Annotated in this window: 21 protein-coding genes; 3 read left to right on the top strand and 18 right to left on the bottom strand. The window is 64.9% G+C overall.

Annotated features, from left to right (window positions below; genetic code table 11):
• Positions 1 to 100 precede the first annotated feature (100 nt).
• Both NE609_RS13790 and spoIID read right to left on the bottom strand, forming a co-directional pair.
• The gene (locus NE609_RS13790; protein ID WP_101552709.1) at positions 101 to 1267 is read right to left on the bottom strand and encodes an aminotransferase class I/II-fold pyridoxal phosphate-dependent enzyme; all 1167 of its coding nucleotides are present in this window, start codon (positions 1265 to 1267) and stop codon (positions 101 to 103) included.
• Between the two features lie 68 nt (positions 1268 to 1335).
• Positions 1336 to 2427 carry a stage II sporulation protein D gene (gene spoIID, locus NE609_RS13785; RefSeq protein WP_256152819.1) on the bottom strand — a complete coding sequence of 364 codons (1092 nt, stop codon included), beginning with the start codon at positions 2425 to 2427 and terminating at the stop codon, positions 1336 to 1338.
• A gap of 157 nt (positions 2428 to 2584) precedes the next feature.
• On the opposite strand from spoIID, the gene NE609_RS13780 reads away from it, so the two are divergent.
• The 3 genes from NE609_RS13780 (at position 2585) to NE609_RS13770 (ending at position 5484) form a co-directional block, all read left to right on the top strand.
• Positions 2585 to 3964, top strand: coding sequence for a citrate synthase (locus NE609_RS13780; protein ID WP_256152818.1), 1380 nt, complete (start codon positions 2585 to 2587; stop codon positions 3962 to 3964).
• Positions 3965 to 4027: 63 nt separating this feature from the next.
• Positions 4028 to 4402: a hypothetical protein gene (locus NE609_RS13775; protein WP_256152817.1), complete on the top strand. Its 375-nt coding sequence runs from the start codon at positions 4028 to 4030 to the stop codon at positions 4400 to 4402.
• Between the two features lie 170 nt (positions 4403 to 4572).
• Complete coding sequence (locus NE609_RS13770) at positions 4573 to 5484, top strand: hypothetical protein (protein WP_256152816.1); 912 nt, start codon at positions 4573 to 4575, stop codon at positions 5482 to 5484.
• A 63-nt stretch (positions 5485 to 5547) separates the two neighbouring features.
• On the opposite strand, the gene NE609_RS13765 is transcribed toward NE609_RS13770, so the two are convergent.
• The 16 genes from NE609_RS13765 to NE609_RS13690 all read right to left on the bottom strand — a co-directional run bounded on the left by NE609_RS13765 (position 5548) and on the right by NE609_RS13690 (position 21796).
• Positions 5548 to 6309 carry a hypothetical protein gene (locus NE609_RS13765; RefSeq protein WP_256152815.1) on the bottom strand — a complete coding sequence of 254 codons (762 nt, stop codon included), beginning with the start codon at positions 6307 to 6309 and terminating at the stop codon, positions 5548 to 5550.
• 23 nt (positions 6310 to 6332) lie between these two features.
• Entirely contained in the window at positions 6333 to 7577 is a 1245-nt protein-coding gene (locus NE609_RS13760; protein WP_101552723.1) for a glutamate-5-semialdehyde dehydrogenase, read from the bottom strand.
• 28 nt (positions 7578 to 7605) lie between these two features.
• The gene (gene proB / locus NE609_RS13755) at positions 7606 to 8406 is read right to left on the bottom strand and encodes a glutamate 5-kinase (protein ID WP_121587432.1); all 801 of its coding nucleotides are present in this window, start codon (positions 8404 to 8406) and stop codon (positions 7606 to 7608) included.
• 37 nt (positions 8407 to 8443) lie between these two features.
• Positions 8444 to 9754 carry an HlyC/CorC family transporter gene (locus tag NE609_RS13750; protein WP_256152814.1) on the bottom strand — a complete coding sequence of 437 codons (1311 nt, stop codon included), beginning with the start codon at positions 9752 to 9754 and terminating at the stop codon, positions 8444 to 8446.
• 348 nt (positions 9755 to 10102) lie between these two features.
• Positions 10103 to 12226: a polyribonucleotide nucleotidyltransferase gene (locus NE609_RS13745; protein ID WP_256152813.1), complete on the bottom strand. Its 2124-nt coding sequence runs from the start codon at positions 12224 to 12226 to the stop codon at positions 10103 to 10105.
• A gap of 187 nt (positions 12227 to 12413) precedes the next feature.
• The gene (gene rpsO / locus NE609_RS13740) at positions 12414 to 12680 is read right to left on the bottom strand and encodes a 30S ribosomal protein S15 (RefSeq protein WP_101552729.1); all 267 of its coding nucleotides are present in this window, start codon (positions 12678 to 12680) and stop codon (positions 12414 to 12416) included.
• A 165-nt stretch (positions 12681 to 12845) separates the two neighbouring features.
• On the bottom strand, positions 12846 to 13790 hold the full coding sequence (gene ribF, locus NE609_RS13735) for a riboflavin biosynthesis protein RibF (RefSeq protein ID WP_256152812.1): 945 nt from the start codon (positions 13788 to 13790) through the stop codon (positions 12846 to 12848).
• 3 nt (positions 13791 to 13793) lie between these two features.
• Positions 13794 to 14699, bottom strand: coding sequence for a tRNA pseudouridine(55) synthase TruB (gene truB / locus NE609_RS13730; protein ID WP_256152811.1), 906 nt, complete (start codon positions 14697 to 14699; stop codon positions 13794 to 13796).
• 26 nt (positions 14700 to 14725) lie between these two features.
• Positions 14726 to 15700, bottom strand: a complete 975-nt coding sequence (locus NE609_RS13725) for a bifunctional oligoribonuclease/PAP phosphatase NrnA (RefSeq protein ID WP_158595698.1) — start codon at positions 15698 to 15700, stop codon at positions 14726 to 14728.
• 10 nt (positions 15701 to 15710) lie between these two features.
• On the bottom strand, positions 15711 to 16052 hold the full coding sequence (gene rbfA, locus NE609_RS13720) for a 30S ribosome-binding factor RbfA (protein WP_101552738.1): 342 nt from the start codon (positions 16050 to 16052) through the stop codon (positions 15711 to 15713).
• A 45-nt stretch (positions 16053 to 16097) separates the two neighbouring features.
• A complete protein-coding gene (gene infB, locus NE609_RS13715; RefSeq protein WP_256152810.1) occupies positions 16098 to 18692 on the bottom strand; it encodes a translation initiation factor IF-2 in 2595 nt (864 codons plus the stop codon).
• Between the two features lie 91 nt (positions 18693 to 18783).
• Positions 18784 to 19110, bottom strand: a complete 327-nt coding sequence (locus NE609_RS13710; RefSeq protein ID WP_101552742.1) for a ribosomal L7Ae/L30e/S12e/Gadd45 family protein — start codon at positions 19108 to 19110, stop codon at positions 18784 to 18786.
• Positions 19103 to 19378 carry an RNase P modulator RnpM gene (gene rnpM / locus NE609_RS13705; RefSeq protein ID WP_101552744.1) on the bottom strand — a complete coding sequence of 92 codons (276 nt, stop codon included), beginning with the start codon at positions 19376 to 19378 and terminating at the stop codon, positions 19103 to 19105. The genes NE609_RS13710 and rnpM overlap by 8 nt, the downstream gene beginning before the upstream one ends.
• Before the next feature lie 46 nt (positions 19379 to 19424).
• The gene (gene nusA, locus NE609_RS13700; protein WP_121587424.1) at positions 19425 to 20483 is read right to left on the bottom strand and encodes a transcription termination factor NusA; all 1059 of its coding nucleotides are present in this window, start codon (positions 20481 to 20483) and stop codon (positions 19425 to 19427) included.
• Positions 20484 to 20525: 42 nt separating this feature from the next.
• A complete protein-coding gene (gene rimP / locus NE609_RS13695) occupies positions 20526 to 21014 on the bottom strand; it encodes a ribosome maturation factor RimP (RefSeq protein ID WP_101552748.1) in 489 nt (162 codons plus the stop codon).
• 173 nt (positions 21015 to 21187) lie between these two features.
• Complete coding sequence (locus tag NE609_RS13690; protein ID WP_256152809.1) at positions 21188 to 21796, bottom strand: NAD(P)H-dependent oxidoreductase; 609 nt, start codon at positions 21794 to 21796, stop codon at positions 21188 to 21190.
• Positions 21797 to 22010 lie beyond the last annotated feature (214 nt).

Genomic DNA, 22010 nt, shown 5'->3' with positions numbered 1-22010 from the left:
GGGGCGCTTTTGAAAAAGCGCCCCACGACCCCGAAAACTTTTGTCTCATCAGACACGGCCGCGGCAAAGCGCCGCGACAGGCTTCCTTTCAAAAAAGCCGTTACTTCAACAACCCGCTGCTCTTTATCGCCTCGATTGCCCGACGCATCTCGGGCTCGTCCTGGACGAGCGCGATGCGCAGATACCCCCGGCCGGAGGGGCCGAAGGCGCTGCCGGGGGTCATGAGCACGCCGGTTTTGGCGAGCAGCTCCTGGGCGAACGCCTGGTCGTCGGTCCGGCCCCCGGGAAGCTTGGCCCAGACGAACATCGTGGCGCGGGACCGCTCGACCGGCCAGCCGATCGCGGTGAGGCCGTCGCAGAGGATGTCGCGCCGGTCCTGGTAGGCGCGGCGGGTCGCGGCGACGCACGACTGGTCGCCGGTGACCGCGGCGATGGCGGCCTTCTGGACGGGCAGGAACATGCCGTAATCCATGTTCGACTTGAGGGTGGAGAGCATCGACACGACCTCGCGGTTGCCGATGCAGAAGCCGACCCGCGCGCCCGCCAGCCCGTAGGTCTTGGAGAGGGAGTTGAACTCGACGCCGACCTCCTTCGCGCCCGGAAAGCGCAAAAAGCTGCCGCAGCTCTCGCCGTCGAAGACGAGCTCGCTGTAGGCGTTGTCGTGCAGCACGATGATGCCGTATTTCCGCGCGAACGCGATCAGGTCGAGATAGAAGCTGTCGGGCGCGATGGCGGTGGTGGGGTTGTTCGGATAGGAGACGACCATCAGCTTGGCCGCGCGTGCGACCTCCTCGGGGATCTCCGCAAGGTCGATGATGTATCCGTTCTCCCGCCGCTGGGGCATGTACCAGAGCTTCGCGCCCGCGATGAGCGGCCCGCCGCCGAAGACGGGATAGCAGGGATCGGGCACGAGCACCGTCTCCCCCTCGTCCACGACCGAAAGCGCGATGTGCGCGAGCCCCTCCTGCGAGCCGAGCAGCGAGACGACCTCACGGCGCGGGTCGACCTCCACGCCGTACCGCCGCCGGTACCACGCCGCCACCGCGTCCTGGAGCTCGGCGGTGTCGCTGATCGCGTAGACATAGTTGCCCCTGTCCTGCGCGGCGGAGACCAGCGCGTCGATGACGTGCTGCGCGGGCGGGATGTTGGGGGTGCCCACGCTCAGGTCCACCACATGCCTGCCCTGCGCGAGCTGCTCCTTCTTCATGCCCAGCAGCACCGAAAAGATGCCCTCGCCGAAACGGTCCATGCGTTTTGCAAATTCCACGTCTCTTTTCCCCTTTTCACGTCCGTATACAGCCTTCATTTTAACATATTCTGGCCGATTTGCAACCCTCAGGACGCTGCCTCCCCGGCGATGACGCCGAGCGTCGCGCCGGGATAGTAGTGCGCGAGGATCTCGTCGAAGGTGGCGCCCTGCCGCGCCAGATAGTCGGCGCCGTACTGGGAGAGCCCCACCCCGTGTCCGTAGCCCCGCACGGTAAAGGTGAAGGACGCGCCGTCGCAGGCGACCGTGAAGTCGGAGGAGCGCAGGCCGAGCAGGCTTCGGAGCTCCTTGCCGTGGATGACCCGGTCCCCCGCCGTCATGCCGGTGACGTAGCCCCCCTCCGAGCGTTCGGTCACCTTGAGCCACCCGGCCGGGTCCTCCCCGAGCGAGATGTCCGGCCAGGCGTTTTGCAGCTTTTCCGCCACCTCCTGCACCGGGAACCGTTCGGTCGTCTCATAGTCGGGCGCGAGGGTGTCCCCAAAGCTCTCGACCGGCACGAGGTAGGGCTCGCTGCCCGTCCACACGTTGGAGGCGTCCTCGGTGGTGCCGCTGCTCATCGAGTGGTAGGCCGCCACGATCGGCTCCCCCTCCCAGGTGAGCAGGTAGGGACACGCCTCGTCCGCCGCGCCGCAGATCGCCTTCCAGTAGGCGTCCGCCAAATCGCCGTACCGCGCGCGAAAGAGCTTTTCGGTCGTGAAACTCTTCCAGCCCTGCGGGTCGGCGGAGAAGTCCGCCCCCTTGAGCGACTCGTCGGGCGCGGCGCGGTTCTGCTCCCGCAGGCGCAGCGCGTAGGTGTGCGCCGCCACCGCCTGCGCCTTGAGCGCCTCGGGGTGGAAGGTCGGCGGCATCTCGGCCGCGAGCGCCCCGCGCACATAGTCCCGCGCGCTCACCTCGAACACCTTCCCCGTCCGATCGTCCAGGATCCGGAAGCCGTCGTCCGCCACCGTCACCGCGGGGGTTGTCCCGGAGGACGCCGCGGGCGCGGGCGGGTCCGTTTCGGGCGCGGCCTGTCCCGTCCCGGCGGGCGCGGACGCCCGCGGCACGGATGCATCTTCCCGGGGAGAATGCTGCACCATGTCCACATTTCCCACAAGCGCCAAAAGGGGGATCAGAAACATCAAAAGGGCGAATACCAGCCCTGCCGCCACCCTGAACCGCATTGCACTTCCTCCTGTTTATGCAAGATTTCTATTTGAAAATTTCATTTTTGCCGCTTTTCGGCGGAAACGTCTATTGACTTTCACACGTTACCGGAATACAATATGAGGTAACGCCCACCGGGCATCTGTGTGGAAAGAGGAAAGGAGCGCTCCCGTTATGTACGGCAAAACGCCTGCTGCACCCAATGAGCAGCTCAATCAGGATATTCAATTACTATGCGGCGAGTACGCGCGGTATAACGGTTTCGACGAGGAACTGTGCAACAAATTCGGCGTCAAGCGCGGCCTGCGCAACGCGGACGGCACCGGCGTGGTCGCCGGGATCACGCAGGTCTGCAACGTCCACGGCTACCTGCTCAGCGAGGGGGAAAAGCTGCCGATCGACGGCGAGCTCACCTACCGCGGCTACAGCATCACCGACCTGATCGCGGGCGCGCAGGCCGAAAACCGCTACAGCTGCGAGGAGACCGCCTGGCTGCTGCTGCTCGGCTTCCTGCCCACCGGCGCGCAGCTCAACCGCTTTTCGGAGATCCTCGCGGACAACCGCGAGCTGCCCGAGAATTTCACCGAGGACATGATCATGAAGGTCGCGAGCCCCAACATCATGAACATGCTCGCGCGCTCGGTGCTCGCGCTCTACACCTACGACCCCCGGCCGGACGACTACTCGATCGAAAACGTCATGCGCCAGTCGATCGAGCTGATCGCGCGGATGCCGTCGATCATGGCGGCGGCCTACCAGGTGAAGAAGCGGGTGTACGACGGCCGCTCGATGTATTTACATAATCCCAACCCCGAGTTTTCCACCGCGCAGAACATCCTGCGGATGCTGCGCTCGGACAAACAGTTCACCGAGGAGGAGGCCCACCTGCTCGACCTCTGCCTCACGCTGCACAGCGAACACGGCGGCGGCAACTGCTCCACCTTCGCGGTGCGGGTGCTCACCTCCGCGCAGACCGACACCTACTCGGCCATCGCGGCGGGCATCGGCGCGCTCAAGGGCCCCCGCCACGGCGGCGCGAACCACAAGGTGATCGAGCAGCTCGAATACCTCAAGGCGAACGTCTACGACTGGGACGACGACAACGAGATCCGCGAATACCTGCGCAGGGCCGTCGCCGGGGAGGCGGGCGACCGCTCGGGGCTCATCTACGGGATGGGGCACGCGGTCTACACGAAAAGCGACCCGCGCGCCCGGGTGCTCAAGCAGAACGCGATGAAGCTGGCCAAGGGCACCGATTACGAGGGCGAGTTCCGCCTGCTCGACGCGGTCGAGCGGCTGGCGCCCGACGTGTTGCGGGAGAAGTGGGGCAGCGACCGGACCACCTGCGCCAACGTGGACCTCTATTCGGGGCTGGTCTACCGGATGCTGCGCATCCCCGACGAGCTGCACACCCCCCTCTTCGCGATCGCGCGCACGGCGGGCTGGTGCGCCCACCGGCTGGAGGAGCTCTCGACCGGCAAAAAGATCATCCGTCCCGCCTACAAGTCGATCGTCGGCGCGCACTCCTACGTCCCCCTCGCGCAGCGCGGCTGAACCGGTCACCAAATTTTTCGGAGCTGAGGCATCCGATCATCGATTTTACAGGAGGCAAGGATTATGAACGAAGCAAAACTGGAAAAGCAGAAGCAAAATCTGGTGGAATTGGGCGTCATGGACCCGTCGGACACCCTGGTCGACTATTTGCAGGCGAGCTACGTGGAGCGGCTGGTCGGAAAGATGGGCGCCTGGAAGCAGGGGTGGGCCTACTTCACGGAGGAGCGGCTGATCGTTTTGACCGGGCTTCTGGCCGACAACATCGTCGTCCCCTACCGGAACATCCGGGAGCTCGGGAAATGCTCCCAATCCCTCATTCCAATCGGCATCACGATCACCTACGAGGACATGGAGTCCGGCAAGCTCGTCACCGACAAGATCTCCATGATGAAGCGCGACAAGTGGATCGACTTCATGGCGCAAAAGGCCGGCATCTGATTTTCATTCGGATGGGTCTCATCCGCTCCCCCGGCGCGGCGGCCCATCCAAAATGAGGGAAACACAATACCGCTTGACCGGGACCCGGTCAGGCGGTATAATTATTTAGATATCCATTTTCTGAAAATCAATTCCGGGGGCGCTCGCGCCCCCGTTTCACGGAGGCCGCCATGACGAAAAACCGTCCGCTCTTCTTTTCCCTCGCGGGCTGCGCCGCAGTCTGCCTGATCCTGCGCGTCATGCTCAAGCTCACCGCGGTCGACCCCGCCACCGGCTTTTACGAGGGCGGCGGCGCGCTGCCCCTCGTTTTCAACATCCTGCTGGGCGTTTCGGTCCTTCTGCTGCTGGCGGCCGGGTACCTCTCCGGGCGGAGGATGCGCGGCGCGTCCGTCACCTTCACCATCCCGCTCCGGGCGCTTTCCATCGCGGCGGGGGCCGCGCTCTTCTGCTGGACGCTGCTGCGGCTGAAGGAGCTTTCGGAAGTCTTTTCCGCCGATTACCCGCTCATGCCCAAGCTGCTCCTCTGCTTCTTCACCCTCCTCTTCCGGCTGGCCCTGCCCTGGATCAGCGCCTTTCTTTTCTTCCGGGTCGCGGGCGCCGGGCCCTTCACGATCCCCTGCGAATTCCGCGCTTTTACGGCCGAACCCGACCCCCGGCTTGCGCAAAACGGCTTCGACCTCGAGGGAGGTCTGCGCACCCTGCGGATGAACGGCTGGCTGATGCTGCTGCCGCTCGTGTGGGAGATCGGCGAGCTGCTCAGCTCCTTTATGGCCTACACCGCGCTGCGCAACGTCTCCGACCAGATGCTCACGATCGTCATGCTGATCCTGATGGCCCCCTTCCTGCTCGCGCACGCGCGCATCCTCTCGGGCGTCGGCGCCGAAAAGGGCGTGCGCCAGCTCCTCTTTTTCGGTCCCGCGTTCGCCCTCTTCGCGATCGCCGTGCCGGGCGGCATGATCGCGGCCGCGCTCGCCGGGAAGACCGTCGCGCTCGGGCTCTCCCCCGCGGCCGCCGTCTTCTACTTCCTCTCGGGGCTCTACGCGGCGGCCCTCTGCCTCTCCCTCAGGCGCTCCGGCCGGTGATCTGCTCACGCCAAAAAAGCCCCGTTCCGCTTTCGCGGAACGGGGCTTTTCTCATCTCTTTGATTACGCGGCGGGCTGGGCGGCCGAATCGGCCTGCACCTGCTGGCTGTACTCGGGGAGCAGCTCGGAGGGCAGGTCGCGGATTGCCGTGAGCCGGTAGTGGTCCTTGACCTTTTTCAGCTCGTAGATCATGTATTTGTCCGCCTCCGGCTTGCCGTCCTTGTCGGCGGTGGCCTGGGTCCAGGCGGTCGTCGGCTGGAGGTAGCCCACCGTCAGCGTGTAGACGTCCCCCTTCTTGACCACCCGCTCGACGCTCGGCGTGTACATGCCCACCTGTCCGGTGACCGGCACGTAGTAGGTCCTGGTCTCCTCGTCGTAGACGTAGTTGTCGACGTAGTTGATCGTAAAGGTCTGGTGCTCCAGCTTCACGTCGGGACCGTAGAGCCGGGCGCACGCCACGTCCACGTCGGACGCGGGCACCATGACGCGCTCGAGCGGGTCCTCCTGGTAGCTGGCGCGCTTTTCCCCGAGCATCGCGCTCCACAGCGACGACTGCAGCAGGAAGAGGGGGTTCACGTCGGAGGGGGACTCGAAAGGCAGCGGGTCGAACATCAGCACCGGCGTGATGATCTGCTCGAACTTCTGTTTTTCGCGGGTGTTGTCGAGCAGGCTCTGGGTGAAGCGCACGCAGAAGATGCCCACCGCGACGAGCCCCACCGCCGCCAGGAAGAGGAAGATCCCCCCGACCGGCGCGGCATATTTATTTTTCCGGTAGTGAAGCCCTTCGGCGGGGTCCCGCCGCGGGGCCTGATTCGTTTTCTCCATGCCAGTGTCCTTTCCGCGGTCCGTCAGCGGGTCTGGCCGCTGCCGGTCACGATGTATTTGCAGGAGCAGAGCTCATTGAGGCCCATCGGCCCGCGCGCGTGCAGCTTCTGGGTGGAGATGCCGATCTCCGCGCCGAAGCCGAACTCCCCGCCGTCGGTAAAGCGGGTGGACGCGTTGACGTAGACGGCCGCCGCGTCGATGCGCGAGGTAAACTCCTGCGCGTGCGAATAAGTTTCGGTGAGGATCGCCTCCGAATGCCCGGTGGTGTACCGCTGGATGTGTTCAATCGCCTCGTCGAGGCTGTCGACCACCCGCAGCGCGAGGATGTAGTCGTCAAACTCGGTGTCGTAGTCCTCCTCGGCGGCGGGGACGACGCCGGGGATGAGGGCGGCCGTGCGCGCGCAGCCGCGCAGCTCGACATGGTGGACGTCGAGCGCCTCCTTGAGCCTCGGCAAAAACGCCGCCGCGATCTCCCGGTGCACGAGCACCGTCTCCACCGCGTTGCAGACGGAGGGGCGGGAGGTCTTGGCGTTGTCACAGACGCGCACCGCCATCTCCAAATCGGCCGAGTCGTCCACATAGATGTGGCAGTTGCCCGCGCCCGTCTCGATGACGGGGACGCTCGCGCCCTTGACGACCGCCTGGATGAGCCCCTTGCCGCCGCGCGGGATGAGCGCGTCGAGGTAGCCGTCGAGGGTCATCAGGTCGCCCGCGGAGGCGCGGGAGGTGTCGGTGACGAGCTGGATGCCGTCGCGCGGGAGCCCCGCGCCCTCGAGCGCGCCGCACATGATCTCGGCGAACGCGGTGTTCGACCGGATGGCCTCCTTGCCGCCCCGCAGGATGCAGGCGTTGGCCGATTTGAGGCAGAGGCAGGCCGCGTCGACGGTGACGTTGGGGCGCGCCTCGTAGATCATGCCGACCACGCCGAGCGGCACCCGCACCTTTTCGATCTTGAGCCCGTTGGGGCGGCTGCCGCCGCCGATGATCTGCCCGACCGGGTCGGGCAGCTTCACGAGGTCGCGCACCGCCTCCGCGATGTCCGAAATGCGCGCCGGAGTCAGCCGCAGGCGGTCCTGCATCGACGCGATCATGCCGTTTTCCTTTGCCGCCGCGAGGTCCTTTTCATTCTCGGCCAGCACCGCCGCCGCGTTCGCCTCGAGCGCCGCGGCGATCGCGGTAAGGGCCGCGTTCCGCTGCCCCGTGGTCGTGCACGCGAGCACGCGGGACGCCGCGCGGGCGCGTTTTCCGGTTTCGGTCAGGCTGTTCATCTGCGCCGCCTCCTTTTGATGGGGGTGTCTATTTCGCCGCGGGGAAGTAGGTCCCGATCTCCGCGTTTTCAAACAGGTCGTAGAGCCTCTTCGGCTGCGCGCCGTTCATGATGACCATGTCGACGCCCGCCGCCGTCGCGATCTGGGCGGCGTGGATTTTCGTGATCATGCCGCCGGTGCCGCGCGCGCTGCCCGCGCCCGCGGCGCACGCCTCGATTTCGGGCGTGATCTCTTTCACCTCGTGCAGCAGCTTCGCATCGGGGTTTTCGCGCGGGTTGCCGTCGAAGAGGCCGTCGATGTCGCTTAAAATCACCAGCAGGTCCGCGCCCGCCAGCTCCGCCACCGTCGCCGAAAGGGTGTCGTTGTCGCCGAAGGTGGCCGCGTGCTCGATCTCCTCCGTGCAGACCGTGTCGTTCTCGTTGACGATCGGGATCGTGCCCAGGCCGAGCAGCCGCTCGAACGTGTTCTGGACGTTGCGCTTGCGCATCGGGTCGTCGACCACGTCGCGGGTCAGCAGGACCTGCGACGTGACGTGGTTATATTCGGAAAAGTGCTTGTCGTAGATGTACATCAGCTCGCACTGCCCGATGGCGGCCACCGCCTGCTTGCCCGGCATGTCGCAGGGCTTTTCCCGCAGCCCGAGCTTGCCGACCCCCACGGCCATGGCGCCGGAGGAGACGAGCACGACCTGCCGGCCGCTGTTCTCGATGTCGGCGAGCACCTTCACGAGCTGCTCCACCCGCCGGATGTTGAGAAGCCCGCTCTCGTGGGTGAGGGTGGACGATCCGACCTTCACCACGACCCGCCTGGCCTTTGAAAAATCCCTCATATTCATCTGCTCCCCGTCCCGCGAAGCGGGAACGATATTATTCGTCTTTCTTTTTGTCCGCCCGCCGCCCCTCGCCGGGGCCGGGCTCCTCCTCGAGGGTCGGGATCCGCTCGACGCGCAGCGAAAGGATCCGCTGCTCCTCCACCTCGGACACGGTGACCACCAGGTCGCGGTAGCCGTACTGCTCGCCCGCCTCGGGGATGTGGCCGAGCATCTCCATCGCCCAGCCGCCCGCGGTATTGTAATCGCTCTCAAAGCTCCGGTCGTCCTCGCCGAGCTCCTCGAGCATCTCAAAGACGTTCATGTCGCCGCTCACGATATAGGTGTCGCGGCCGACCTGCACGAAGTCGTCCCGCACCTCGTCCGACTCGTCCCAGATGTCGCCGACGAGCTGTTCGAGCACGTCCTCCATCGTGACGATGCCCATCGTGCCGCCGTAGTCGTCGGTGACGACCGCCAGGTGCAGCTTTTTCGCCTTGAACTCGGCGAGCAGGGTGGAGATCCGCATCGTCTTGTGCACGAAGACGCAGTCGGTCACGAGGTGGGAAAGGCGGGTGTCGGTCTTCTGCACGACCGCCTTGAGCAGGTCGCGCACCTGTAAAACGCCGATGATGTTGTCGACGGTGCCCCGGTAGACGGGGATGCGGGAGAAGTGCGCGCCGAGCACCACCTCGAGCGCCTCGTCGAGCGGGTCCTCGACGTCGATCGTGACGAGGTCGACGCGCGGGGTCAGGATCTCCTGCACGGTGATCTCGTCAAAGTCGAGGGCCGACTGCACGAGATCGCTCTCCTGCTCCTCGAGCACGCCCTCCTGCTCGATCGATTCGACGATGTATTTGAGCTCCTCCTCGGTGACGGAGGGCTGCGCCTCCGCGCCCTTCAAAAGGCGCAGGGAAAGCTCCTTGATCTTGACGAAGAAGAAAACCACGGGGGTCAGCAGCTTGATGAAGAACTGGAGCAGGCCGCCCGTCTTCATGGCGATCGACTCGCTGTTCTCCTTCGCCAGCGTTTTCGGCAGGATTTCTCCAAAGATCAGTACCAGGATGGTCATCACCGTTGTGGCGATCGCCGCGCCCGAGGCGCCGAAGACCGCCGTCGCGATCACCGTGGCAATCGACGCGCTCGCCATGTTGACGACGTTGTTGCCCACCAGGATGGTCGAGAGCAGGCGGTCGAAGTCGTCCACGACCGCGAGCGCCCGTTTCGCTTTTTTGTTTCCGCCGTCCGCGTAGTTCTTCATGCGGATCTTGTTGAGGGACGAATAGGCCGTCTCACTCGCGGAGAAAAAGGCGGAGAAGCAAAGCAGTACCACCAAAACCAGGTATAATATGCCGCTTGTACTGTCCAAGAAAAAACCAACCTCCATATTGTCATTAGAATTTTGTACGGGTGTACAGATGCTATCATAGCAAATTTCCCGCCCGTTAACAATTGATTATAGCATATATTCACCGAAAATTCAATTTTTCCAGGGGTCCTTTTGCAAAAGGACCCCTGGAAGCCCCTCCCCGGGGAACTTTTGAAAAAGTGCCCCCGGACCCCTTTAAAACTTTTGGTTCAGGCCGGCCGCGCCCCCCGCCGCGCCCGCGCCCCGCAGGGCGCAAGACACTTGATCCTGTAAAGCGCTTTTTTGGTTCTTTTTTAAAGAAAAAAAGAACGGGCCCGCCGGAAGGCGGGCCCGATGTGATCCATACGCTTACTGCTGCTTCGCGGCGTTCTTTTTGGCCTCCATGGCGATGAGCGCGTCGCGGCGGGAGAGGTTGATGCGGCCCTGTTGGTCGATCTCGGTGACCTTGACGATGACCTCGTCGCCGGGGGCGACGACGTCCTCGACCTTCTCGACGCGGCCCATATCGAGCTTGGAGATGTGCACGAGGCCCTCCTTGCCGGGGGCGAGCTCGACGAAGGCGCCGAAGTTCATCAGGCGGGTGACCTTGCCCTTGTAGATCGCGCCGACTTCGGGGTCGTTGACGATCGTCTCGATGATCGAGACGGCGCGGCGGATGCCGTCCGCGTCGACCGACGAGACCACGACGGTGCCGTCGTCGTCGATGTCGATCTTGACACCGCAGTCGGCGGAGATCTTCTGGATGACCTTGCCGCCCGAACCGATGACCTCGCGGATCTTGTCGGGGTTGATGTGGATGCTCTTCACCTTGGGCGCGTACTTGGAGAGCTCCTCACGCGGCGCGGGGATGGCCGGCAGCATGATGTCGTTGAGGATATACATGCGCGCCTGGTAGGTCTTCTCAAACGCCTCTTTGATCATGTCGTAGTTGAGGCCCTTGATCTTGAGGTCCATCTGGATGGCGGTAATGCCCTTTTCGGTGCCGCCGACCTTGAAGTCCATGTCGCCGAAGAAGTCCTCGAGCCCCTGGATGTCGACCATCGTCATCCAGCGGTCGCCCTCGGTGATCAGTCCGCAGGAGATGCCCGCGACGGGGCGCTTGATCGGCACGCCCGCGTCCATCAGCGCCAGCGTGGAGCCGCAGATGGAGCCCTGCGAGGTGGAGCCGTTGGAGGAGAGCACCTCGGAGACGAGGCGGATGGTGTAGGGGAACTCCTCAAGCGACGGAATCATCGGCTCGAGGGCGCGCTCGGCGAGCGCGCCGTGACCGATCTCGCGGCGGCCGGGGCCGCGGCTGGGCTTGGTTTCGCCCGTCGAATAGGAGGGGAAGTTGTAGTGGTGGATGTAGCGCTTCTGGTCCTGGTCGTCGATGCCGTCGAGCTTCTGGGCCTCGCTGACGGTGCCGAGCGTGCAGATGGTCAGCACCTGGGTCTGGCCGCGGGTAAACATGCCGGAGCCATGGACGCGGGGCAGCAGGCCGACCTCGGCGGCCAGCGGGCGGATCTCGTCCATCTTGCGGCCGTCGACGCGCTTCTGCTCGTCGAGCAGCCAGCGGCGGACGACGAATTTCTGGAGCTGGTAGAACGCCTCGTCGATCTGGGCGGCGTTGGACTTCTCCTCGTCGTCGAACTGCGCGTGGACGCGCTCCTCGACGGGGGCAAGGCGCTCGTCGCGCACGCTCTTGTCGTCGGTGTCGAGCGCGGCGCGCACGTCCTCGATGGCGAACTCCTTGACCGCCTCGAAGAGGTCGGCGGGGACCTTGACCGACTCGAAGGCGAACTTCGGCTTGCCGATCTCGGCCTGGATCTCCTTGATCTTGCGGACCATCTTCTTGATCTCGGTGTGGCCCTGGATGATCGCGTCGAGCATGACGTCGTTGCCGACCTCGTTGGCGCCCGCCTCGATCATGCAGATGACGTCCTCGTCCGCCGCCACGGTCAGGTGCAGGTCGCTCTTCGCGCGCTGCTCGGCGGTCGGGCAGACGACGATCTCGCCGTCGACAAGCCCGACGTTGACGCCGGCGATCGGTCCGTTCCAGGGGATATCGGAGATGGTCAGCGCGAGCGAAACGCCGCACATGCCGGCGATCTCGGGCGGGCAGTCGGCGTCGACCGACATGACGGTCATGACGACCGAGCAGTCGTTGCGCATGTCCTTGGGGAAGAGCGGGCGGATGGGGCGGTCGACGAGGCGGGAGTTGAGGATCGCCTTGTCGGAGGGGCGCGCCTCGCGCTTAATAAAGGAGCCGGGGATCTTGCCGACCGAATAGAGCTTCTCCTCGAAGTCGACCGACAGCGGGAAGAAATCGATGCCCTCGCGGGGCTTTTTGGAGGCGGTGACGTTGCAGAGCACGACCGTCTCGCCCCAGCGCACGAGGATCGACGCGTTGGACAGGCAGCACATCTTGCCCGTTTCAAAGGTCATTTTCTTGCCGCCGTATTCGATTTCGTATACCTTGTAGTTTTCAAACATTGCAGTTCCTCCGTAATCAAAAATATTTTATCTCACGGAGCTGCGTACTTTTTAGCAAGTATTTCAGCGTTCGAGGGCGCCTCGAGCGCTCAAGTAACTGCTAAAAGGACGCCCACAGCTCCGTAAAATTCTTCTGGATGATGCATCGAAAGGCAGGCGGACGCTCCGCCTGCCTTTCGTTTATGACTTACTTGCGCAGGCCCAGCTTGGCAATCAGCGCGCGGTAGCGGTTGATGTCCTTTTTGGCCAGATAGTTGAGCAGGTTTCTCCGCTGGCCGATCATCTTGAAGAGGCCGCGGCGGGAATGATGGTCCTTCTTGTGGGTCTTGAGGTGCTCGGTGAGGTCGGCGATCCTCTTGGTGAGGATGGCAACCTGGACTTCCGGCGAACCGGTGTCGCCCTCATGGGTGGCGTTCTGGAGAATGACTTCCTGTTTTTCTTCCTTGCGGATCATGTTGGGAATCACCTTTCATGTTAAATTTGCCTTGATCTCAGGGACAGGCGGGTGACATCCCGTTCGGCTCTTCGCCCGGGCGTAAAACCCTGTCTCCGTGAAAAAGGTCACATCAATTGTTTATTGTAGCATAGTGTTGACCGAATGTAAAGGGATCATGCCCCTTTATTTTCCGTTTTTTTCGGCAATGTACCGTTCCGCGACGGGCAGGGAGGCCGCCGCGTCCGCCTGAATCTGGCGTTTGAGCTCCTCGACCGACGGGAACTTCCGCTCCCCCCGCAGAAACCGCAGCAACCGCACCTCGACCGCCTGCCCGTAGAGGTCGCCCGAAAAGCCGATGATGTAGGTCTCCGAGTTGACGGCGGACGCGTTCTCCACCGTCGGGCGCAGCCCGATGTTGGTGACCGCCGGGCGCAGGACCCCGTCCACCCGCGCCGCCGCCGCGTAGACCCCGTGGCGCAGCCGCACAAAGTCGGCGGGGAACCGCTGGTTGATCGTCGGAGAGTCGATCGTGCGGCCGAGCCGCTTGCCGTGCACGACGGTGAAGTCGTAGCCGAACGCCCGCCCGAGCAGCTCGCCGGCGGTTTCGACCTCCCCCTCGCCGAGCAGACGGCGGATGCGGGTGCTGCTCACCCGCTCGCCCCCCCACAGCACAGCCGGGACGACGTCCACCTCGACGCCGCGCGCCGCGCAGAGGGTTTTCAGCATCGGCACGTCCCCCGCGGCGTCCCGCCCGAACCGGAAGTCGTCGCCGCAACAGACGACCGCCGCGCCGAGCCGCCGCACGAGCACCTCGTCGACGAATTCCTCCGGCGGCATGGCGGAAAAATCGGTGAAGTCGGGGGAGAGCAGCAGCCGCACCCCCCATTTCTCGAGCATGTGGAACTTTTTCGTCTCGGTGATGATCTCGCAGTTGTCGCATTTGCGGGCGGGATGCCCGCTGTGGATCGTAAAGGTGAAGACGCCGGGGGTGAGCCCCGCCTCCCCGGCCCGTTCGACGGCGCGGCCGATCACCGCGGCGTGCCCGATGTGCAGCCCGTCGAAAAAGCCGCAGGCGACGGCCGACCGGCCGGTCGGGGCCGCCTCGGCGATCGTATGAAAGACCCGCAAGGGCTACACCTCCAGCGTAAATAGTTTAACCATCCGGAATTCCCCGTTTTTCACCTCCGCCGTCCCGAGGAAGGTCTCCTCCCCCAGATAGACCGCGAAGGGGCCCTCCCCCCCGGGGCGGGCGACGCGCGCCGGGTCGAGGCGCACGCCGTTTAAAAACATCTTCGCCTGCTTTTCGCTGAGGCGCGCCCTGGGCAGCCCCGCGAAGGCCGCGCCCACCGGGAGCAGCGCTTCCGCAAACCGGCCCTCCCGCGCGAGCTCCCCGGCCTCCCCGATCGTGACGCAGTCGGCGAGCGTGAAGCCCGCCGCCATCGTGCGCCGCAGCCCGGTCATGACCGCGCCGAAGCCGAGCGCCTCGCCGATATCGGCCACCAGCGTGCGGATGTAGGTCCCCTTGGAGCAGTGCACGTCGATCCGGCAGGTGTGGGACGCCCCGTCCCACGAGACGAAGTCGAGCGAATGGATGGTGACGGGGCGGGCCTTCCGCTCCACCTCCACCCCCTGCCGCGCGAGCTCGTAAAGGCGTTTGCCCTCCACCCGCAGGGCGGAGTACATGGGCGGCACCTGCATGATCTGCCCCGTGAAACGCGCGGCGGCCTTTCGCACGTCCGCCTCTGAGACTCCCGAAGGGTCCCGCTCACAGAGCACCCTGCCCGTCGCGTCCTGCGTGTCGGTGGTCACGCCGAGCCGGAAATCCGCGAGGTAGCGCTTGTCCTGCCGGGGCAGAATGTCGCACGCCTTGGTCGCGCGGCCGAAAAAAAGCGGAAGCACGCCCGTCGCCATCGGATCGAGCGTCCCCGCGTGGCCGACGCGGCGGGTGCCCGCGATCCCGCGCAGCTTCGCCACCACGTCGAACGATGTAAAGCCTTCCGGCTTGTCTATGCAAAGGATTCCGTTTTGTTCCGCCATATGTCTTCCTGCCCCTTATCCTTCCCTCAAACGGGGGTGAGTTCGGTCCGGAGCTCCTCCACCAGGCGGGCCTTGACCTCCTCGAGCGTCCCCTCGAGGGTGCAGCCAGCCGCGCGGGCATGTCCGCCGCCGCCGAGGCGCGCGCAGGCCGCGGACGAGTTCACATGCTCGCTGCTGCGCATCGAGACGCGCCAGCGGCGCTCCTCCTTCTGCTGGAGCATCACCGCGACGTCCACCCCTTCGATCTGCCGCGGGACGGCCGCGATGCCCTCCATGTCCTCCTCGGGCACGCCCGTCTCCGCGATCGCCCGCCGGGTCATGACGGTGATCACCATGCGGTGGTCGTAGTGGTATTCCAGCGTGTCCATGACCCGGCGCTCGAGCTCCATGCGCGCGACCGACTTGGTCTCGAACATCATCTTGTTGATGCGGTAGCTGTCGATGCCGGTGCGCATCATCTCGGCCGCGAGGATGTGGGTGCGGGCGGTCGTGTTGGAGTAGCGGAAGCACCCCGTGTCGGTCGCCAGCCCCGTGTAGATGCACACCGCCATGCGGTAGTCGATCCCCACGCCGAGCTCCTGGATGATGCAGTAGATCGATTCCACCGTGGCGGCGGCGCCGGTGTCGAGCAGCAGGTTTTCCGCGTAGCGGGTGTTGGAGGGATGGTGGTCGACGCAGAGGCCGATCCTCCCCTCATACCGCGGGCGCAGGTCCCCCAGAAGCTGCACGTCCGCGATGTCCACCGCGACCACCAGCTCGGGGGCAAACGCCGGCTGTTCCTCCCCGGTGAAGCCGGGGTACATGAAGCAGTAGCGCGGCGGGAACCCGTCCGGGCATTCGATCCGCGCGGTCTTGCCGAGCGCGCGCAGCGCGCCGAGCAGCGCGAAGCCGCTGCCCAGCGTGTCGCCGTCCGGCTTCTGGTGGCAGAGGATCACGATATGGTCCGCCCCGCGGATGATCGCGGCCGCGCCCGCGGCGTCCACCGGTCTGCTGGTTCCCAATTGCGTCACCTCACTTCTGAAGGTCGTTTAACATCCTGGCGATATCCGCGCTGTGGGCGATCGAATCGTCCGCCACAAAGCTGAACTCGGGGAGCCTGCGCAGCTTGAGCCGGCTGTTCAGCTCGTGCTTGATGAAGCCGGCCGCGCTCGTGAGCCCCTTGACGGCGCTTTTGGCCGCCTCGAGGCCGTCCATCGAGCTGATGTAGACCTTGCAGGAGCTCAGATCCTTCGCAAGGTCGAGCTTTACGATCGACAGCAGCCCCGTGATGCGCGGGTCCTTGAGGGAGCGCATGATGTCGCTCAGCTCCCGTTTGACGTCCTCTTCCGTTCTGGAAGCCCTGTAAGAGCCCATGACGAGCCCTCCTTCCGGTCACATTCGCGGGGAAGCCCCGCGCTGTTAGGATTCGCGATATTCCTCGATTTCATACGCCTCGAAGATGTCGCCCTCCTTGATGTCGTTGAACTTATTGAGCCCGGTGCCGCACTCGTAGCCCTTCGCGACCTCCTTGACGTCGTCCTTGAAGCGCTTGAGGGAGGCGAGCTTGTCGTCGGCGATGATGATGCCGTCGCGCACGACGCGGATCTCCGCGTTGCGGGTGATCTTGCCCTCGAGCACGTAGCAGCCCGCGACGGTGCCCACGCCGGTGATCTTGTAGACCTGGCGGACCTCGGCGCGGCCGAGCTCGACCTCGCGGGTCTTGGGCGCGAGCATGCCCTTGATGGCCGTTTCGACGTCGTTGATGGCGTCGTAGATGATGCGGTAGAACCGCAGCTCGACGCCGTCGCGCTCGGCGTTCTCCTTGGCGACGGGGTCGGGACGGACGTTGAAGCCGACGATGATCGCGTTGGACGCGTCGGCGAGCATGACGTCGCTCTCGCTGACCGCGCCGACCGCGCCGTGGATAACCTTGACGCGCACCTCTTCGTTCGAGAGCTTTTCAAGCGACTGCTTGACGGCCTCGACCGAGCCCTGCACGTCGGCCTTGACGATGATGGGCAGCTCCTTGACGTCGCCCTGGGAGATGTGGCTGAAGAGGTTGTCGAGGGTGACCTTCTCGTAGGCGCTGAACTGCGCCTCCTTCTGCTCGTGCTTGCGCTGCTCGACGAGCTCCTTGGCGAGGCGCTCGTCCTCGACGGCGTTGAGCACGTCGCCCGCCTCCGGCACGTCGTCCAGGCCGGTGATCTCCACCGGCGTCGAGGGGCCGGCCTCCTCCACCCGCTCTCCGCGGTCGTTGAGCATGACGCGCACGCGCCCGAAGGTGCTGCCCGCGATGACCGCGTCGCCCGCATGCAGCGTGCCCGTCTGAACGAGGATCGTCGCGACGGGGCCGCGGCCCTTGTCGAGTTTCGCCTCGATGACGGTGCCGCGCGCCATGCGGTCGGGGTTGGCCTTGAGTTCGCTCGTGTCCGCGACGAGCTGGATCATCTCGAGCAGGTCGGGGATGCCGTCGCCGGTCTTGGCCGAGACGGGCATGCAGGGCACGTCGCCGCCCCACGCCTCGGGCACCAGCTCGTATTCGGTCAGCTCCTGCATTACCTTGTCGGGGTTCGCGTGGGGCTTATCCATCTTGTTGATCGCCACAATGATCGAGACGCCTGCCGCCTTGGCGTGGTTGATCGCCTCGACCGTCTGAGGCATGATGCCGTCGTCCGCCGCGACCACGATGACAGCGATGTCGGTGACCTGCGCGCCGCGGGCGCGCATCGAGGTGAACGCCGCGTGTCCGGGGGTGTCGAGGAAGGTGACCGGGCGGTCGTTGACCATGACCTGGTAGGCGCCGATGTGCTGGGTGATGCCGCCGGCCTCCCCCTCGGTCACGTTGGTGTTGCGGATCGCGTCGAGCAGGGAGGTCTTGCCGTGGTCGACGTGGCCCATGACCACGACGATGGGCGGACGCTCGACGAGGGTGGAGTCGTCGTCCTCGTTCTCCACCTGGAAGAGGCGGTCCTCGATCGTGACGACGACCTCCTTCTCGACCTTCGCGCCGATCTCCATGGCGACCATGGCGGCGGTGTCGTAATCGATCGTGTCGCTGATCGACGCCATCACGCCGAGCGTCATGAGCCGCTTGATGACCTCGGAGGCGGTCAGGTGCAGCCGCGCGGCCAGCTCGCCCACCGTCATCTCCTCGGGCAGGGCGACCTCGAGGTTCTTGCGGCGCTGGCGCTCCAGCTCCAGGCGGCGCATTTTGGCGTCCTCCCGCTCCTTGCGGGACATGACCGGCTTGCCGCGGCGGCGCTCGGCGCTGCGCTGGGTCAGCTTCTGCTTCTGCGCGGTCATATTCTGGTTGCCCACCTTCTGCTGGGCGAGGGTGTCGTATTTCTCGTTGTAGCGGTCGAGCTCCACCTGCGTGGCGCCCGCGCGCATATCCACCGTCGCGGAGCCGCGCTGGCGCGGCGGCTGGTTCCGGTTGGGCTGCTGCGGCTGAGCCGCCGGGCGGGGCGGCTGCGGGCGGTTCTGCTGGCCGCCCTGGCCCTGCTGGGGCGCCGGACGTCCCTGCTGCGGGCGGTTCTGGTTAAAGCCGCCCTGCTGGGGCCTGCCGTTCTGCTGCGGCCGGTTCTGGCCCTGGCCGCCCTGCTGCGGACGCCCGTTCTGCTGCGGCCGGTTCTGCTGGCCGCCCTGCTGCGGACGCGCGGGGGCCGCCGCCTGCGGGGCGGGGGCCTTCGGCTGCTGCGCCGCGCGCTGGGCCGCGGCCTGGCGCGCCGCCTCCTGACGGGCGGCCTCCTGGGCCGCGCGCGCCTGCTCGGCGGCCTTTCGGGCGGCTTCCTGCGCGGCTTCCTTCCTGGCGCGCCCCGCCGCGAAGTATTCGTCGAAGCTCTCCACCTGGTTCTGGTTGGTGTAGTGGTTGAAGATCACGCTGAGCTCCTGCTCGTTGAGGGCGGTCATGCTCTTGCGCTCCCCCTGGAAATTCGCCGCGAGCAGGTCGACGACCTCCTTGCTCGCAACGCCGAGGTCCTTCGCGACCTCGTGGACCCTGTACTTTTCTATCATAGAATCAAATCCTCCTCTTAGTCCGTAGTGACGGTACCTGACGTTCGCAAACCACAGCCGTCACCGCGGAGTTGGAACGCTTTCCCGGGATCTATTGTTCGGCCGTCTCCGCCCCCTCCGGGGGGAGCAGGCCGGCGATCATCTTTGCAAAACCGCCGTCGCACACCGCGAACACGCCGTAACGCTTGCCCGCCGTGGCCCACAGCTCATCCATCGTGCGCGGGATCATCCGCAGGGGGACCTTCCCCTCTTCGCACGCGAACCGCATCTGGCGCACCGTGCGTTCGGCCGCGTCCGACGCGAGCAGCACCAGCCGGGCGCCGCCTTTCATAATCTCTTCCCGTACCACGTCCCCGCCCATTTTGAGCCTGCCCGCCTTGCGGCAGAGGGAGAGGGCCGAGAGCAGCTTGTCATTCATCCGGAGGTTCCCCCATTTCTCGCTCGAGGCGCTCGTACACCTCGTCGGGGATTTTACAGTCGAACGCGCGCTCGAGCCGGCGCGCCTTGCGCGCCTTTTTGAGGCAGTCGGGGTTCTGGCAGAGGTAGGCGCCGCGGCCCGATTTTTTCCCCGTCGGGTCGAGCAGGATCTCCCCCTCCGGCGTGCGAACCACCCGCACGAGCTCCTTTTTCGGCCTGTGCTCGGCGCATCCCGAACACATGCGCACCGGCTGTTTTTTCTGTACCATCTTTTCCTCCTTGTCGCGCCCGCGCACGCGGGCCGGGGTCGGGAAGTTATTCGCCGTAGAAGCCGCTCTCCGGCTTGATGTCGATCTTCCAGCCGGTCAGCTTGGCGGCGAGGCGGGCGTTCTGGCCCTTGTTGCCGATCGCCAGCGAAAGCTGGTGGTCGGGCACCGTGACCTTGCAGCTCTTGGCCCCCTCGGGGTCGAGCTCGACCCCCAGCACGTCGGCCGGGGAGAGCGCCGCCGCGATGAATTCGGCCGGGTCGGCGGAATATTTGACCACGTCGATCTTTTCCCCGCCCAGCTCGTCGACGATCGCCGACACGCGCTGACCCTTGGGACCGATGCAAGCGCCCACCGGGTCGACGTTCTCGTCGTTCGACCAGACGGCGATCTTGGTGCGGCTGCCCGCCTCGCGGGAGATCGACTTGACCTCGATCGTGCCGTCGAAGATCTCGGGCACCTCCATCTCGAAGAGGCGCTTGACCAGCCCCGGATGGGTGCGTGAGATCATGATACGCGGGCCCTTTTCGCCGTTGACCACGTCGACGACGTAGACCTTGACGCGCGAGTTGTCGGGGAACTCCTCGCCGGGGACCTGCTCGCTCTTGGGCAGGATCGCCTCCGACTTGCCGATCTCCAGCGTGACGTTGCCCTTCTTGGGGTCGGTCTTGATGACCGTGGCGGTCACGATGTCGTGCTGGCGGGAGGAATACTCCTCAAAGAGCTGGCCGCGCTCCACCTCGCGGATGCCCTGGCGGATGACGTGCTTGGCGGTCTGGGCCGCGATGCGGCCGAACTGCTTGGTGTCGAGCGGGATCTCCACCACGTCGCCGAGCGTCGCGCCGCTCTGGTATTTGGCGGCCTCCTCCGGGAGAATCTCCTGCGCCGGGTCGAGCACGTCGTCGACCACCGTTTTGCGCATCGCCACATAGAACCGGCCGGTGCCGGGGTCGATCTCCACGACGCTGTCCTCGGACGCGCCCATGTCCCGGCGGATCGCGTTGCCGATCGCGGTCGCGATCTTTTCCGCCAGAAGGCTTCGCGGGATGCCCTTTTCCTTTTCAAGAAGCGCCAGAGCTTCAAAAAATTCGGTGTTGCTCGTTTCCATTTTTCGGTTGCCTCCATCAATGTCGTAATCCGGGCTTTCCCGTTAAAATTCTTCGTACAGCCGCACAAACGCGGTCTCGGCCAGGGTGAAGGCCATCTCCACGTCCCCGTCCAGCTCGACCGAGATCGTCCCATCCTCATGGTATGCGGAAAGGGTCCCGATAAAGTCGCGCTCCCCCTCCACCGGCCGGATGAGCCGCACCAGCACGTCGGAGCCGAGGTACTTCCTGAAATGCCAGTCCTTCGTCAGCCGCCGCTCGACGCCGGGCGAGCCGACCTCCAGCGTATAGCTCTGGGGAATCGGGTCCTTTTCATCCAGCAGGTCGCTCATCGCGCGGGAAAACGCCTCGCATTCGTCGATCGTCACGCCGCCGTCCGCGTCCTTGTCGATAAAGTAGCGCAGGTACCAGCCCGCGCCCTCCTTTTCAAACACGACGTCCCACAGATAGACGCCGATCCCCTCGGCCACCGGCGCGGCCAGTTCCGCGCAGACCGCGGCCGTGTTGGGGCGCTTGCCCTTTGGCTGGGTCAACCAAATCCCTCCATACACAAAGGAAAGAGTGAGGTCAACCTCACTCTTTCACAGTTGTTACTATTCTTACAGTAATATACTCTATCACAATTTTTTCCGGATTGCAAGCGGTTATCCCCTTTTTCCTGCGATTTCAGGGGCTTTGCGGCCCTTTCCGGTCCGAAAATCCGCCCTTACCAGCTCTCGGCAAAGGCCGCCGCCTGTTTTTTCGCGCCGCGCAGGATCGCTTCGGGGTCGTTGCCGACGATGTCCAGCCCGTGCGTCCACAGGTAATCGAACCCGTCCACCCCGAACATCGCGCAGATACCCCGCAGGTAGGAGAGAGCCGTCCCGTACAGCGACAGGTCCTCGTGCGTGAAGTCGCCGCCGCTCGTTGTGATCAGCAGCATCTTCTCCCCCCGGCACAGCCCCCGCAGCCTGCCGTCCGGCTCGGGCGAAAAGGTGATGCCGCTCACGCTCACCCGCTCGATATAGACCTTGAGCAGCGCGGGGAAGCTCAAATCCCAATAGGGCGCGGCGATGACGATCTTGTCCGCCGCCGCGAACTGCCGCGCCAGCTTGAAATAGTCGTCCGCCTGCCCGCCCCGCGCAAGCAGCGCGTCGCGGTATTCCAGCTCCTTACCCGTGAAATAGGTAAGCCCCAGCCCCGCCAACGTCAGCTCCTCAATTTCATCCCGCGGATGCTGCTCCCGGTAGACGTTCATGAACGCCTCCGCCACCGCGTAGGTCCGGGAGACCTCCCACCCGCGCGCGCAGGCGTCGACAAAAAGTACCTTTGACATGCGTGTTCCTCCTGTTTCTCGGGCGTTCCCCCGGGATGATGATCCTTTTCTCCATTATAGGGTACCGCCGAAATGAAGTCAAATTGCCGGGGATTCTCCTTGGATTTTCCGCCCCGGGGTCGGAGGGCCTTTTTCGCGCCCCTCCGGGGCGCACCTTGCAAGAGATTCTGCCGCAGGCAGTTCCTCTATGGGAATCCAAAGGGGCGTAAGCCCC

It is taken from the genome of Anaerotruncus sp. DFI.9.16 (genome assembly GCF_024461615.1).
Lineage (GTDB): Bacteria > Bacillota > Clostridia > Oscillospirales > Ruminococcaceae > Anaerotruncus > Anaerotruncus massiliensis.
This window is presented reverse-complemented; position numbering and strand designations above follow the sequence as displayed.